Raw genomic sequence first — 15,558 nt, forward strand, 5'->3', positions numbered from 1 at the left:
AGGAGGAAGCGTCACATGATTGTGCCCACCGTCCAGTCAGGCCAGATGGCCTCACGCGTGGTACTCACTGATGCCGATATCGAACGGGTATTGACCCGCATCGCCCATGAAATCCTCGAGGCGAACAAAGGCACCGAAGACCTGGTGCTGCTGGGCATTCCGAGACGCGGCTTCCCGCTCGCGCAGCGGCTCGCCCACAGGATCGCCCAGACCGATTCCTCGGTCGATCCCTCCTCAATCGTTGGCCAGCTTGACGTCACGATGTTCCGCGATGACCTGAGGCGGCACCCCACCCGTCCCCCCGGACCAACCCAACTGCCGCCGTCGGGCATTGACAACAAGGTTGTTGTCCTCGTGGACGACGTGTTGTATTCCGGCCGGACCATCAGGGCCGCGCTGGACGCAATCGTGGATCTGGGGCGCCCGCGTATCGTCAGGCTGGCGGTTCTGGTGGACCGCGGCCACCGCGAGCTGCCCATCCGGGCTGATCACGTTGGCAAGAACCTTCCCACATCATCCGCCGAGAAAGTTCGCGTGCGGATCGGTGAAGTCGATTCAATGGACGGGCGCCCGGTGAACGAGGTTGTCATCGAGGGCCCAGCATGAAGCACCTGCTCTCGACGACCGACCTGAGCCGCGGCGATGCCATCCTGATCCTCGACACCGCGGAAGAGATGGCCGCCGTTGGCGAACGGGAGGTGAAGAAGCTGCCCGCCCTGCGCGGACGCACGGTGGTGAACCTTTTTTTCGAGGATTCCACCCGCACCCGGATATCCTTCGAGGCAGCGGCCAAGAGGCTGTCTGCGGATGTGATTAACTTCGCGGCCAAGGGATCCTCCGTGTCAAAGGGGGAGTCACTCAAGGACACCGCCCAGACTCTGGAGGCCATGAGCGCGGACGCAGTGGTCATCCGTCACTGGGCCTCAGGGGCGCCGGCGCGGCTCGCGTCGTCGGACTGGATAGACGCCGCGGTCATCAATGCCGGAGACGGCACCCATGAACACCCCACACAGGCGCTGCTGGACGCCTTTACCCTCCGTCGTCACTGGGCCGCACTGGCCGGAACCAGTCCCGGAGGAAGTGACCTGCGCGGAATGTCGGTCGCCATCGTGGGGGATGTGCTCCACTCCCGGGTGGCCCGCTCCAACCTGTGGTTACTGAAAACACTGGGGGCGGACGTGACGCTCGTGGCGCCACCCACCCTCCTGCCCGTGGGCGTGGACTCGTGGCCGTGCCGCGTCAACTACAACCTCGATGAGGTGCTGCAATCCGGACCGGACGCCGTGATGATGCTCCGGCTCCAGGGGGAGCGGATGAACGCCGCGTTCTTCCCCTCGACCCGTGAGTACTCGCGCCGTTGGGGGTTCGACGACGCCCGGCTCGCCACCTTGGACGCAGCGGGGGGGCGCAGCACCGTCATCATGCACCCGGGACCGATGAACCGCGGGCTGGAGATTTCCTCCGCAGCGGCTGATTCACCGCGGTCAACCATTCTGGCGCAGGTGCGCAACGGTGTATCAGTGCGCATGGCGGTGCTTTACCTGCTGTTGTCCGGCGACAGCAGCGGCGAGCCCGGCCGGATACCCACCCCAATTCTTCAGGAGAACCCAGCATGAGCGTGAAGTACATCATCAAGGATGCGGCAATGGCGGACGGCAGCCACGCGGATCTGCTGGTGGCTGATGGCCGCATTATGGAAACCGGCGCTTCGCTGAGCGCGGCCGGAGCGACAATTCTTGACGCTGACGGACTGCTGGCACTTCCCGGCATGGTGGACCTTCACACCCACCTGCGGGAACCCGGACGTGAAGACGCCGAGACAGTGGAAACCGGAACGCGGGCTGCGGCGCTCGGTGGCTTCACTGCCGTCCATGCGATGGCCAACAGCATGCCCGTGGCGGATACGGCAGGTGTCGTGGAGCAGGTATTCAGCCTGGGCCGGCGGGCCGGCTGGGTGGAGGTTCGTCCGGTGGGCGCTGTCACAGTGGGGCTCGCGGGAGAACGACTCGCCGAGCTGGGAGCCATGGCAGACTCCCGCGCCCAGGTCCGTGTCTTTTCCGATGACGGGCTCTGCGTCCACGATCCCGTCCTGATGCGGCGGGCACTTGAGTACGTCAAGGCATTCGACGGCGTAGTGGCGCAGCACGCACAGGAGCCACGGCTGACCGCCGGCGCACAGATGAACGAAGGGGCCGTGTCCGCCGTCCTCGGACTCACTGGATGGCCGGCCGTGGCAGAGGAGAGCATCATCGCCCGCGACGTGCTGCTGGCACAGCACGTGGGTTCCCGGCTGCACGTCTGCCATGTATCCACCGCCGGGTCGGTGGAGATCATCCGCTGGGCCAAAGGACGTGGAATCAATGTCACGGCAGAAGTCACGCCGCACCATTTGCTGTTGACCGATGACCTGGTCCACAGCTGGAATCCGGTCTACAAGGTGAACCCGCCGCTTCGGACGGCCGAGGACGTGACAGCGCTGCGGGAGGCGCTGGCGGACGGCACTATTGACATAGTCGGGACGGACCACGCGCCGCATCCATCCGAACACAAGGAATGCGAATGGGCGCAGGCGGCGATGGGTATGACCGGGCTTGAAACGGCGCTCTCGGTGGTGCAGCACTCAATGATCGAAACCGGGTTGATGAACTGGGCTGACTTCGCCCGGGTGACGTCCAGCCGTGCAGCGGAAATTGGGCGCGTGGGCGGCCAGGGCAGGCCGCTGGCCGCCGGTGAACCGGCGAATATCACGCTGGTCGACCCTGCCGCACGGTGGACCGTGGCTCCGGATAAAATGGCAACCAAGGGCCGTAACAGTCCCTTCGCCGGGCTGGAGCTTCCAGGTGCGGTACAGGCAACCTTTTTTCGTGGGCACCCCACCGTCCTTGACGGCATGCTGAATACGCCCCACCCGAGCGCAGTGGAGGATTCCGCATGGATGTGATCGTCGCCGTCGTGCTCTCCGTACTGGCCATCCTCCTGCTGGTGGGCCTCATGGCGCTGGGATGGAGGAACCGTCTCCGTCGGCAGGGACCGCTCGCTGAGCCCGTGGGCAGCCCGGCGAATCCCGGAGTGCCGCTGTACGCAGCCGAGGGCCAGTACGTGGTCACCACAACGGCGGGGGACTGGCTTGACCGGATCACCGTGCATGGGCTCGGCGTCAAGGCCGTGGCAACAGCGGCGGTCTACGACCATGGACTACTGTTTGACCGCACCGCGGGTCCCGACACCTATATTCCCGGCGTAGACCTCCGCCGGGTCAGGGTGGAGCGCGGCATGGCCGGGAAGTTTGTCGAGAAGGATGGCCTGGTGGTGGTGACCTGGGAACTGGACGGCACGCTGCTCGACACCGGTTTCCGGACCCGGTATGCAGCAGAGGCGGCCCCCCTGCTCGCCGCCCTCGGCACATTGATCCAGCAGCGAGACCCATCAGATCCAGCAGACCCTACAACCAAGGAATCACAGTGACCCGGAACCCGTCTAATACAGCTAATTCAGCGGTGCTTGTCCTCGAGGACGGACGCCTGTTCCGTGGCAGGAGCTACGGGGCTCGGGGGACCGCCCTGGGCGAGGCGGTATTCGCCACCGGCATGACCGGTTACCAGGAGACAATCACCGATCCTTCCTACGCCCGCCAGTTGGTGGTTCAGACAGCGCCCCACATCGGCAACACAGGCGTCAACAAGGACGACGCCGAGTCCCGGCGCATCTGGGTGGCCGGGTACATTGTGCGCGAGGCCGCCCGCCGGCCGTCCAACTGGCGTTCGGAAATGAGTCTCGACGCCCAGCTGGTCGAACAATCAGTGGTGGGAATCGAAGGTGTGGACACGCGCGCCATCACCCGCCACCTGCGCGAACGCGGAACCATGAAAGCCGGGATCTTCTCAGGAGAGGCCGCGGCCAGATCAGACGCCGAGCTGCTCTCCGAGGTGCAGTCCCAGCGCTCCATGGAGGGATCGCGGCTGGCCGAGGAGGTCAGCATCGACGTCCAGTACGCCGTGGAGCCGTCGGATCACGGCTGGGAGGGTGAGCCGCGGTTCACGGTGGCCGCACTGGATCTCGGGATTAAGACAATGACGCCCAAACACTTTGCGCAGCGCGGCGTGCGCACCGTGGTGCTGCCGGCAAACGCAACGTACGACGACGTCACCGCCACCGGCGCACACGGCGTCTTCATGTCCAACGGACCAGGCGATCCGTCCACCGCCGATACCCAGGTTGCGCTGCTGCGCAAGGTACTTGACGCAGGAATCCCGTTCTTCGGGATCTGTTTCGGCAACCAGATCCTGGGCCGCGCGCTCGGTTTTGGAACCTACAAGCTGCGCTACGGCCACCGCGGGATCAACCAGCCGGTGATGGATCGGCGCACCGGCAAGGTGGAAATCACCTCCCAGAACCACGGTTTCGCGGTGGATGCTCCACTGGACGGCCCGGTGCAGGCGCCTGAGTCCCGTTTCGGCAGGGTGGAAGTAAGCCATGTCAGCCTCAACGACGACGTCGTTGAGGGTCTTGCCTGCCTGGACATTCCCGCGTTTTCGGTCCAGTACCATCCGGAGGCGGCAGCGGGCCCCCATGATTCGGCCTATCTTTTTGACAGGTTCATCGACCTGATGGCGGCAGTCGCCGCCGCACCGGCCGCGGACCTGAACACGAGCATAAACGATGAGGAAAACAATTAGATGCCCCGCAGAACCGACCTCAAGAGTGTCCTCGTCATCGGATCGGGACCCATTGTCATAGGCCAGGCCGCCGAGTTTGACTACTCCGGCACCCAGGCCTTGCGCGTCCTGAAGGAGGAAGGCCTGAGGGTCATCCTCGTCAACTCCAATCCGGCCACGATCATGACCGACCCCGAGTTTGCCGACGCCACCTACGTGGAGCCGATCACCCCCGAGGTGGTCGCCAAGATCATCGAGAAGGAGCGTCCCGACGCCCTCCTTCCGACTCTGGGCGGGCAGACCGCGTTGAACACCGCAATTGCCCTGGACAAGAACGGTGTGCTGGACAAGTACGGTGTTGAACTAATCGGCGCCAACATCGCCGCCATCGAGCTCGGTGAAGACCGCGAGAAGTTCAAGGGCGTGGTGGCACGGTGCGGCGCCGAATCGGCCCGATCGAAAATCATCCACACCATTGACGAAGCTCTGGCTGCCGCCGAGGACCTTGGCTACCCCATGGTGGTTCGTCCTTCCTTCACGATGGGTGGACTCGGATCCGGGCTCGCCTATACGGAGCCGGACCTCCGCCGCATTGTGGGCCAGGGACTGCAGTACAGCCCCACCACCGAGGTGCTCCTCGAGGAAAGCATCCTCGGGTGGAAAGAATACGAGCTTGAGATGATGCGGGACAAAAAGGACAACGTGGTGGTTGTCTGCTCCATTGAGAACGTGGATCCGGTGGGCGTGCATACCGGCGACTCGATCACGGTGGCGCCGGCCCTTACTCTCACCGACCGTGAGTACCAGCGGCTGCGCGACATCTCCATCGCGGTGATCCGCGAAGTCGGCGTTGACACCGGCGGGTGTAACATCCAGTTCGCGGTGGAGCCGGACACCGGCCGCGTCGTCGTCATCGAAATGAACCCGCGCGTTTCCCGCTCCTCCGCACTCGCCTCCAAGGCAACCGGCTTTGCGATCGCCAAGATCGCCACGAAGCTCTCACTTGGGTACACGCTGGACGAGATCCCCAACGACATTACGCGGCAGACCCCGGCGTCGTTTGAACCGACCCTGGACTACGTGGTGGTGAAGGTCCCGCGGTTCGCTTTCGAGAAATTCCCGGCCGCGGATCCCACGCTGACCACCACCATGAAATCGGTCGGCGAGGCCATGGCAATGGGCAGGAACTTCACCGAAGCCCTCCAGAAGGCGCTGCGCTCCCTGGAGCAAAAGGGCTCGCAGCTGACCTTTCCCAGCGTGAACGATTTCGACGTGCCTGAACTGATCCAGGCCGCGAGGCGGCCCACCACGGAACGTCTGTCCCAGGTGCAGCGCGCGCTCCTGGGCGGCGCGTCCATTGAGGAACTGTACGAGGCAACCGGAATTGACCCCTGGTTCCTCGACCAGCTGGTACTGCTCAACGAAGTGTCTGCGGAAATCCGCAAGGCGCCGGCGTTAACGCCTGAAATACTCCGCCTGGCCAAACGCCACGGGTTTTCGGACGAGCAGATCGGCGCCCTGACCCACACGCAGGAGGCCGTGGTCAGGGGTGTGCGCCACGCCCTCGGAATCAGGCCGGTCTTCAAGACGGTCGACACGTGTGCCGCGGAGTTTGCCGCGTACACGCCCTATCACTACTCCTCGTATGACGAAGAGGACGAAGTGGGGCTGCACGCCAAACCATCCATCATCATCCTGGGCTCAGGTCCCAACCGGATTGGCCAGGGAATCGAGTTCGACTACTCCTGCGTCCATGCCACCATGGCCCTGCGGAAAGCCGGCTATGAGACGGTGATGATCAACTGCAACCCGGAAACCGTGTCAACGGATTATGACGTCTCCACCCGGCTCTACTTTGAACCGCTCACCCTGGAGGATGTGCTCGAGGTTATTGCAGCCGAGGAGCGCACCGGTGGGGTCATGGGAGTCTTCGTACAGCTCGGCGGGCAGACCCCGCTGAAGCTCGCGCAGGAACTGGCCGACGCCGGTATCCCCATCCTTGGAACCTCACCGGCCGCGATTGACCTGGCCGAGCATCGCGGTGCTTTCAGCCTGGTGCTCGACCGCGCGGGGTTGATATCCCCAAAGAACGGCACCGCTGTCTCGTTCGAGGATGCCAAGAAGATCGCCGACGAGATCGGCTATCCCGTCCTGGTCCGTCCATCCTATGTACTGGGCGGCCGGGGGATGGAGATCGTCTATGACGAGCCGAACCTCTCCCGCTACATCGCCAATGCAACGGAGATCACCCCTGACCATCCGGTCCTGATCGATCGCTTTCTGGAGGACGCCATCGAGATCGACGTGGATGCGCTGTACGACGGCAAGGACATGTACCTCGGTGGCATCATGGAGCACATCGAGGAGGCTGGAATCCATTCCGGCGACTCCGCCTGTGTGCTCCCGCCAATTACCCTGGGTGCCGATGTGCTGGAGCGGGTCCGCACCGCCACCTTCGCCATCGCTGAGGGGGTTGGGGTTCGGGGCCTGATCAACATCCAGTTCGCGTTGGCATCCGACGTGCTGTACGTGTTGGAGGCGAATCCCCGGGCCTCGCGCACCGTGCCATTCGTGTCCAAGGCCACGGGCGTGCAACTCGCCAAAGCCGCTGCCCTGATAGGCACCGGCGTCAGCGTTGCGCACCTGCGCAGCGTGCACCACATCCTGCCGGAGACAGGCGACGGCGGCACCCTGCCGTTGGATGCACCGGTGTCAGTCAAGGAGGCGGTACTGCCGTTCAGCCGGTTCCGTACACCCGAGGGACAGGTTGTTGATTCCCTGTTGGGTCCGGAGATGCGTTCCACCGGTGAGGTGATGGGTATCGACAAGTATTTTGATACTGCGTTCGCCAAGAGTCAGGCGGCCGCCAATGCCGCGCTGCCCACAGAGGGCCGCGTTTTCGTGTCGGTGGCCAACAGGGACAAGCGCTCAATCATCATGCCCGTAAAGCGGCTGGTGGACCTCGGATTCGAAATTCTTTCCACCGGGGGTACTGCGGATGTGCTTCGAAGGAACGGCATTCACGCCACCACTGTTCGCAAGGTAGCCGAAGGCGCCGGTGAACACGGGGAGGGGACAGTGGTGGACCTCATCACCGATGGCACCATCGACATGATTATCAACACACCGTCCGGAGGCCAGGCCCGCGGTGACGGCTATGAGATTCGGGCCGCGGCTACCTCTTATGGCCTGCCGGTCATCACCACAGTGCCGGAGGTCGGGGCAGCGGTCCAGGCCATTGAGGCCATGCGCTCCTTTGAATGGTCGGTGACCAGTCTTCAGGACCATGCCGCCAATCTCAGGCAGGCCACCGAGGCCCGCGATGCCGCAGGCTAGACGGGGATTCGGGGAGCGGCTCGCCGCGGCAGTCCGACGCAACGGGAGCCTTTGCGTAGGCGTCGACCCGCACCCATCACTGCTGAGCGCTTGGGGTCTGAATGACGATGAAGCCGGGCTGGAACGGTTCTCCCTCACCGTACTCGAAGCCGTTGCCGGGCTTGTGCCCGTGATCAAACCGCAGGTGGCACTTTTTGAGCGTCACGGTTCGCGGGGCTTCGCGGTGCTCGAGCGGCTGCTCTTGACAGCGGCGGACAGCGGCCTCCTGACCATCGCGGATGCCAAGCGGGGGGATATTGGATCCACCATGCAGGGCTATGCGGAGGCCTGGCTGCGGGACGGTTCCCAGTTGGCGGCGGACGCGGTGACACTCAGCCCGTACCTGGGGTTTGAGTCGCTGCGGCCGGCGCTGACCGTCGCCGCCGAGAACGCCCGTGGAGTGTTTGTCCTTGCACTGACGTCCAACCCGGAAGGGGCGGCAGTGCAGCACGTGGGCGGCGAAGAGTCGGTAGCCCGGATCATCGCCGACGCCGCGGCGGCGGAGAACAGGGACCTGCACACGCTGGGTTCGGTGGGGCTTGTTATAGGCGCGACTGTTGGCACCGCCGTCCGTCGGCTCGGTCTGAACCTGGAATCACTCAATGGGCCTATCCTGGCGCCCGGCCTCGGCGCGCAGGGGGCCGGGCGGGCTGAGTTGCAGCAAACGTTCGGCGCAGCGGCACCGTTGGTGCTCCCCAGCTCCAGCCGGGGCATCCTTGCTGCCGGGCCAACGGTCAATGGCCTGCGGCGCGCGGTAGCAGAGACTCAGCAGGAACTTCAGCCTGCTGAGTGAACGGCGCACCATTGGATTGATTTTTCGCAGTCCCAGCAGATAGGTTCAGTGGAAGCCCATTCCACAAGATCCGCGACTGCCGGTGCATTGCCGACCGTTTTCAACTGCAAGGGGAGCACTTGTGAGCCTGAAGCCTCTCACCGAAAGTGAACGCACCCAAGCGCGGGAGAAAGCAACCGCGGCCCGTGCGATTAGGGCGGAGCTGAAATCCCGGCTCAAATCCGGTGATATTACCATTGGCGAGGTCATCAACGGCCGCTCCAGCAATGAGGCGGTAGGGAGGCTGAGGGTTGTGGATCTTCTGAAGGCCCTGCCGGGAGTTGGAGACAAACGGGCCGCGGGCATCATGGACACGGTGGGTATAGCCCCAACGCGCCGGGTCCGTGGGCTTGGTGTGCACCAGCGCCGGGCACTGATCGAGCATTTGACACAAGAGAATCCTGGCCGAAGCCAGTAGTGAGGACACACACGTGCGCCAGCCCCGGCTGACAGTGCTTGCCGGCCCAACGGCTGTGGGCAAGGGAACTGTATCCACCTTTATTCGGGACAACTATCCGGAGGTGTGGTTGTCCGTTTCAGCGACCACCAGGCCACCACGGCCGGGCGAGGTGGAGGGCGTCCACTACTTTTTTGTGTCCGCGTCTGACTTCGACCAGTTGGTCGAATCAGGTGAAATGCTTGAATGGGCAGTGGTTCATGGCAGGAATCGGTACGGCACGCTGCGGAGTGCTGTCAATGCGGCAATGGCAGAGGGCAAGTCGGTCCTGCTGGAGATTGATCTGCAGGGAGCACGGCAGGTCAAGGAGAGCATGCCGGAGGCGAATTTTGTCTTTCTGGCCCCTCCCAGCTGGGATGAAATGGTGCGGCGGTTGGTGGGCCGCGGCACCGAAACAGAGCATGAGCAGCAGCAGCGGCTGGAAACCGCTAAACTGGAACTTGCTGCCGAACCGGAATTCGACCACACAGTGGTCAATGACAACGTTCAACGTGCAGCAGATGAGCTAGTTTCACTGATGGGACTTGCCGCGCGCAGGCGCTGAAAGCTTCAGTTCCTCACGATATTTTGGAGATTTTGTGTCAACTCAGCCCGAAGGCATCATCAACCCGCCGATCGATTCCCTCTTGGAAGCATCGGATTCGAAGTATGCCCTGGTGATCTATGGTGCCAAGCGCGCGCGCCAGATCAATGCCTATTACTCGCAGCTGCATGAGGGACTGTTCGAGTATGTTGGTCCGCTGGTGGACACCCGGCTCAACGAGAAGCCGCTGTCGATAGCGCTGCGTGAAATCAATGAGGGCATGCTCGTTTCCGCACCCATGGAAGCCTCCGAGTAAACAGCCGGGGCACCACAACGTGCGCATAGTCCTTGGTATCGGAGGAGGGATTGCCGCCTATAAGGTGGCGTCCCTCCTTCGTTTGTTTACCGAAGCCGGACACAATGTCACTGTCATCCCCACAGAGGCAGCAGCCAGGTTCGTGGGAAACGCCACCTGGGAGGCGCTTTCGGGAAACCCCGTGAGCACCAGCGTGTTTGACGCCGTCGACCAGGTGAACCACGTCCGCCTGGGTCAGGAAGCGGACGTCGTTGTGGTGGCACCGGCCACCGCAGACTTGCTTGCGCGGTCCGCAGCCGGAATGGCCAACGACCTTCTGACAGGAACACTCCTGGTGGCACGCGGACCGGTGCTTTTCGCGCCGGCCATGCATACGGAGATGTGGTCGCATCCCGCCACCATGGCAAACGTCACCACGCTGCGGAGCCGGGGCGCCGTGGTGATGGAGCCGGCCACCGGCAGGCTCACGGGGGCGGACAGCGGTCCTGGGCGGCTGCCCGAACCCGAAGACATCTTCGCGGCGGTAATGGCTGCCTGCCCTCGGGCGGGTTCTCCGCTGGAGGGCCGCACCGTGACGATCACTGCCGGAGGCACCCGCGAACCGCTGGATCCGGTGCGCTTCCTCGGCAACCGGTCATCGGGAAAGCAGGGGATGGCCCTGGCCACCGCGGCGCTCTCCGCCGGTGCACGCGTGCGCTTGATCACAGCCCACGTCGAGGTGCCGGCGCCAGCCGGCGTTGAACGCATCACCGTGGAGACTGCCGCGGAGCTGCGTCAGGCTACGCTGGCCGCCGCAGTCGACTCGGACATGCTGGTCATGGCTGCCGCGGTGGCGGACTTCCGTCCCGCGGACGTATCGGGCCACAAGATCAAGAAGCGCGATGACGGCAGTGACCCCGTGATCCGGCTGGTCCGCAATCCCGACATCCTGCGGGAAGCCGTCGGCCAGCGCACCGGCGGTGCCAGGCCGATGGTGATCGTTGGATTTGCCGCCGAGACCGGCGATGACGACGGAGACCCACTGGAGCACGCCATGCAAAAACTTGCCCGTAAGGGATGCGATCTGTTGGTCCTCAACACCGTCGGAAATTCCCTGGTGTTCGGAAAGGACAGCAGCGCCGTGACCATCCTTGCGGCCGGCGGCGCCGAACCAGAACAGGTAAGCGGCAGCAAGCTGGCCATTGCGGAGGCAGTCCTTGCGAGGGCTGCCGCTGAATTGTCCGGGCATAGTTGATCCGCTGCGACCGGACGCGTAGCGCACGGTCATGGAACCAGCCAGCCCTCCCGCCGAAGCAAGTAGAGTGATCACGTGAATTCAGCCAACACCTCCAGTTCCCCTCTCCGCCTGTTCACCTCGGAGTCCGTGACCGAAGGACACCCGGACAAGATCTGTGACCAGATCAGCGACGCCATCCTGGATGCCCTCATTGCGGCCGATCCCAACTCGCGGGTGGCGGTGGAAACCCTGGTCACCACCGGGCTGGTCCACGTCGTCGGAGAGGTGACAACCGAGGCGTACGTGGAAATCCCGGAAATTGTCCGGGAGACCATTCTGGGCATCGGCTATGACTCATCAGCCAACGGGTTCGACGGCGCACGCTGCGGCGTTTCAGTATCCATCGGACAGCAATCCCCCGAGATCGCCTCCGGTGTGTTCACCTCCCTGGAAACCCGGCAGGGCACGGGTCAGGACCCCTATGACGCCCAGGGGGCCGGAGACCAGGGCATCATGTTTGGCTACGCCAGCGATGAAACGGCAGTTCTCATGCCCACCCCCATCTGGCTTGCACACCGCCTCTCCGAACAACTGACCAACGTGCGAAAAGACGGCACGTTGGCCTACCTGCGCCCGGACGGCAAGACGCAGGTCACCATCGGGTACGACGGCGACATTCCCGTATCGGTTGATTCGGTGGTGATTTCCTCCCAGCATGAAGAAGGAATCGGGTTGGACCGGCTGCGGGCGGACCTGGTGACGCACGTGATCGATCCGGTCCTGCGGTCCTCACCTCTTGATGTGTCCAACGTGCGGCACATCCTCAACCCCGGCGGCGAGTTTGTGATTGGCGGCCCCGTGGGAGATGCCGGGCTGACCGGGCGGAAGATCATTGTGGACACCTACGGCGGCATGGCCCGTCATGGAGGTGGCGCGTTCAGTGGCAAGGACCCGTCAAAGGTTGACCGCTCAGCCGCGTATGCTATGCGCTGGGTTGCCAAAAATGTTGTGGCGGCGGGTCTTGCACGGCGTGCGGAAATACAGATCGCCTATGCCATTGGCATGGCGCAGCCGGTGGGCATCTATGTTGAGACTTTTGGTACTGAGAGGGTGGATCCCGTGTCGATCGGCACCGCGATCAGTGAGATCTTTGACCTTCGGCCGCTGGGGATCATCAACGCGCTCGACCTCCTGCGCCCGATCTACCAGAAGACGGCCGCACACGGTCACTTCGGGCGCGAGGGGGAGGGCTTCAACTGGGAGCTGACGGACCGTGTCGAGGCGTTGAAAAGTTACTTCAACGCGTAGGGAGCGGACAGGCAGCGTGCGGCACTGCGAGGGCTGCGCCCTTTCCACTGCCGAATACGGGAGATGACGTGGACGGCGGGCGACAGATGAAGGGCATTCAACAGTCGTTGCTGCAGGGTTTCCCTGAGGCCCGGCGCCCGGCGGACGCACTGTCAGCCGCTGCGGACAATCCCATTGCCCGGGTTCTGATTGATTCGCCGCTGCCCCACCTTGACCGGGCGTTTGATTACGTAGTTCCCGTTGAGATGGAGCACCAGGCGGTTCCGGGTGCTCGGGTCAAGGTACGCTTCGCGGGCAAGGAGCACGCCGCTTTCATCACGGCACGCACAGACTCCTCGGACAGCTCCGCACGGTTAATTCCGCTGTCGAAAGTGATCTCCAGCCAGCCAGTCCTCACAGCGCAGATTCTTGAACTGGCCCGGGCCGTGGCCAACCGGTACGCAGGATGCGTCAGCGACGTCCTGAGAGTGGCTGTACCGCCGCGCGTTGCGAGGGTGGAGAAAGAATTTCCGTGTGGCGGCGGCCCGTCTCTTGCTATCCCACCAACGGCTCCCGGCAAACCCGCAGCGGACCCCGCGGTCAGCAGCTTTGCCCGCTACGGGCACGGTGAGGATTTTCTCCGGCATCTGGGTACCGGGCGCAACCCGCGCGCCGTCCTCACCAGTCTGGGCGGCTACGGTACGGCAGCCTGGCCGGAGGAGGTTGCCGATGCGGTGGGTGCCGTGTGGCACGCGGGACGCGGCGCCGTCGTCGTTGTTCCCGATCAACGCGATTTGTTGCGCGTTGAAGCGGCACTTGAGCGCCGGATTGGTCCTGAGAACTTTGTCCGGCTGACGGCCGAGGATGGCCCGACGCCGCGCTATCGCAGTTTCCTGCGGCTGGTGCACGGAGACGTGCGCGTGGCCATTGGAACGCGTTCGGCCGCCTTTGCTCCGGTCAGGGACCTTGGCCTGGTGTGTCTCTGGGATGACGGCGATGACCTCCATCAGGAACAGCGCGCTCCCTATCAGCATGTCCGGGAGGTGCTGTTGCTCCGTGCAGAGCTGCAGGGCTGTGCCGCCCTGGTCGCGTCGGTGTCGCGCAGCACCGAGTCGCAGCGGCTGGTCGAGTCAGGTTGGGCGCAGCCGCTGCAGGCCCACCGGTCAGCAGTGCGGACACTTGTCCCACGGGTTATTCACACTGCCGATTCGTTCCATCTGGCCCGCGACCCGCTGGCCAACCAGGCGCGGATTCCGCATGCGGCGTGGGCTGCGGCACGCGAGGGACTGACGCGCGGTCCCGTTTTGCTGCAGGTTGCCCGGACCGGCTATTCGCCGGCCCTGGCGTGCCAGGATTGCCGTGAGCCCGCCCGGTGCTCCGAGTGCGCAGGACCACTCGCGCAGCAGGGCAGGGGCGCCGCGCCCGCGTGTAGGTGGTGCGGGCGCCCCGAACATGCTTGGCACTGCCTCAACTGCGGCAGTGCCCGCCTGCGGGGACCGGTGTCGGGAGCCATGAGGACGGCTGAAGAGCTCGGCCGGGCTTTTCCCGGAGCGGTGGTGATTTCCTCGGCGGGTGACCACGTTGTGGATTCCGTGGATGATTCGCCGCGCGTAGTGGTGTCCACTCCGGGAGCCGAACCGGTGGCGCAGGACGGCTATGCCGCGGTGATCCTGCTGGACGGGAATGCCATGCTCAGCAGGGAGTCGCTTCGAGCGGGGGAAGACACACTGCGGCGATGGTTCAATGCCGCAGTCCTGGCGCGGCCGGCGTCCGAGGGCGGGGTGGTGGTCATTACAGCCGATGACGATGCCGCCGCAGGACACCTGGTGCGGTGGGATCCCCCCGGTGCCGCCAGCCGCGAGCTCACTACCCGGCAGGAACTGGGACTGCCCCCCGCCGTGAGGTTTGCCGCGCTGACCGGTTCGGCCGAAGCTCTCGACGCCTTCATGGCCGGGATCGAGGCCAGCCGGTTTCAGCGCATCGTGGGACCCGTTCCGGTGCCCCCAGCATACGGACAGCCGGTGCAGCAGCCGGGGCAGCAGGCCGAAGGGCTCATGCGGAAGCGGATACTCCTGTTCTTTGCCTATCGGGATGCCGCCAACGTGGTGGAAGCGCTGAGTGGCCGGAAAGCAGCACTGTCCGCCAAACGCACCACCGAACCCGTGCACGTACGCTGTGATCTTGCAGGTTTGATCTAGCGGGTGTGATCTGGCATGTCCCACCGGCGGCGGGAATTCCCTATTATGTTGGAATGACCATGAGGCGGCGCGCGGTGCCCGGCACGACGGCTTAGGCGAGACTGATGCCTCACAGCCGGGCAGGCAAGGACGACGGCGCTGGACTGCCGGACGGTTGGGTGCGCTACCGCGGGCCGCTGCTGGCACTGTGGCGGATCAGACACGAAGCGCAGTTTGGGCCTGCGGCAACCTCCCACCACGCGGATGGAATTTTTGTCCGCGACCACCGCCGTCCGCTTGCCCAGTGGGTCAACGTCTCCCTGCACGCGGCGGTGCTCGTGGCGCCCACGTCGCCCGCCGAATGGCCGGTGCAGCGCTTCTCCATCTACTACGCGCCGCCAGCCACCGGCTTTGTCACCGTCCACTCCAGTCCGCATGAGTGGCGGCCCCGGTCCCCGAGGGGCTCGAGGACCGATGAGGACGCGTTCGTTGAAGCAGTAGCGGCAGCTGAGGAATTCCTCCGCGCTGAGACGTTGTTCAGCGAAGAATAGACCTCACCGGTTGGCCGGACGTCGCATCCCATGGATGTCAACTGCCTGCTCAAGGGCGTCCAGGAGCTGCCGGGCCGAGGCGTTCCAGGAGTACGTTGATGCCTGCCGCACCCCTGCCTGGGACGCCTCCCGCCAGCGCGCCGGGTCACTCAGCTCCTTGACGGCAGCC

The 15,558-nt window shown here is 64.3% G+C and carries 14 protein-coding genes; all 14 read left to right on the forward strand.

Annotation, left to right across the window (positions count from 1 at the left end; all coding sequences use genetic code 11):
• Positions 1-15: 15 nt before the first annotated feature.
• Positions 16-606, forward strand: a complete 591-nt coding sequence (pyrR, locus tag Y708_RS0102200) for a bifunctional pyr operon transcriptional regulator/uracil phosphoribosyltransferase PyrR (RefSeq protein WP_155853634.1) — start codon at positions 16-18, stop codon at positions 604-606.
• The gene (locus Y708_RS0102205) at positions 603-1,616 is read left to right on the forward strand and encodes an aspartate carbamoyltransferase catalytic subunit (protein WP_028278648.1); all 1,014 of its coding nucleotides are present in this window, start codon (positions 603-605) and stop codon (positions 1,614-1,616) included. The genes pyrR and Y708_RS0102205 overlap by 4 nt, the downstream gene beginning before the upstream one ends.
• A complete protein-coding gene (locus Y708_RS0102210; protein WP_028278649.1) occupies positions 1,613-2,941 on the forward strand; it encodes a dihydroorotase in 1,329 nt (442 codons plus the stop codon). The genes Y708_RS0102205 and Y708_RS0102210 overlap by 4 nt, the downstream gene beginning before the upstream one ends.
• Positions 2,932-3,465, forward strand: a complete 534-nt coding sequence (locus Y708_RS0102215; protein ID WP_028278650.1) for a PH-like domain-containing protein — start codon at positions 2,932-2,934, stop codon at positions 3,463-3,465. The genes Y708_RS0102210 and Y708_RS0102215 overlap by 10 nt, the downstream gene beginning before the upstream one ends.
• Complete coding sequence (gene carA, locus Y708_RS0102220; protein ID WP_028278651.1) at positions 3,456-4,676, forward strand: glutamine-hydrolyzing carbamoyl-phosphate synthase small subunit; 1,221 nt, start codon at positions 3,456-3,458, stop codon at positions 4,674-4,676. The genes Y708_RS0102215 and carA overlap by 10 nt, the downstream gene beginning before the upstream one ends.
• On the forward strand, positions 4,677-7,991 hold the full coding sequence (carB, locus tag Y708_RS0102225; protein WP_028278652.1) for a carbamoyl-phosphate synthase large subunit: 3,315 nt from the start codon (positions 4,677-4,679) through the stop codon (positions 7,989-7,991).
• The gene (gene pyrF / locus Y708_RS0102230) at positions 7,978-8,823 is read left to right on the forward strand and encodes an orotidine-5'-phosphate decarboxylase (protein ID WP_028278653.1); all 846 of its coding nucleotides are present in this window, start codon (positions 7,978-7,980) and stop codon (positions 8,821-8,823) included. Before carB ends, pyrF begins: the two co-directional genes overlap by 14 nt.
• A gap of 121 nt (positions 8,824-8,944) precedes the next feature.
• Positions 8,945-9,280, forward strand: a complete 336-nt coding sequence (gene mihF / locus Y708_RS0102235) for an integration host factor, actinobacterial type (RefSeq protein ID WP_028278654.1) — start codon at positions 8,945-8,947, stop codon at positions 9,278-9,280.
• A 13-nt stretch (positions 9,281-9,293) separates the two neighbouring features.
• A complete protein-coding gene (gmk, locus tag Y708_RS0102240; protein WP_028278655.1) occupies positions 9,294-9,863 on the forward strand; it encodes a guanylate kinase in 570 nt (189 codons plus the stop codon).
• A gap of 34 nt (positions 9,864-9,897) precedes the next feature.
• On the forward strand, positions 9,898-10,158 hold the full coding sequence (gene rpoZ / locus Y708_RS0102245) for a DNA-directed RNA polymerase subunit omega (RefSeq protein WP_028278656.1): 261 nt from the start codon (positions 9,898-9,900) through the stop codon (positions 10,156-10,158).
• Positions 10,159-10,177: 19 nt separating this feature from the next.
• Entirely contained in the window at positions 10,178-11,392 is a 1,215-nt protein-coding gene (gene coaBC / locus Y708_RS0102250; protein ID WP_028278657.1) for a bifunctional phosphopantothenoylcysteine decarboxylase/phosphopantothenate--cysteine ligase CoaBC, read from the forward strand.
• 75 nt (positions 11,393-11,467) lie between these two features.
• Positions 11,468-12,682, forward strand: coding sequence for a methionine adenosyltransferase (gene metK / locus Y708_RS0102255; RefSeq protein WP_028278658.1), 1,215 nt, complete (start codon positions 11,468-11,470; stop codon positions 12,680-12,682).
• A gap of 68 nt (positions 12,683-12,750) precedes the next feature.
• On the forward strand, positions 12,751-14,859 hold the full coding sequence (locus Y708_RS0102260; RefSeq protein WP_343212945.1) for a primosomal protein N': 2,109 nt from the start codon (positions 12,751-12,753) through the stop codon (positions 14,857-14,859).
• Between the two features lie 104 nt (positions 14,860-14,963).
• Positions 14,964-15,389, forward strand: coding sequence for a hypothetical protein (locus Y708_RS0102265; protein WP_028278660.1), 426 nt, complete (start codon positions 14,964-14,966; stop codon positions 15,387-15,389).
• The last annotated feature ends 169 nt before the right edge of the window (positions 15,390-15,558 follow it).

It is taken from the genome of Arthrobacter sp. H5 (genome assembly GCF_000520595.1).
Lineage (GTDB): Bacteria > Actinomycetota > Actinomycetes > Actinomycetales > Micrococcaceae > Arthrobacter_D.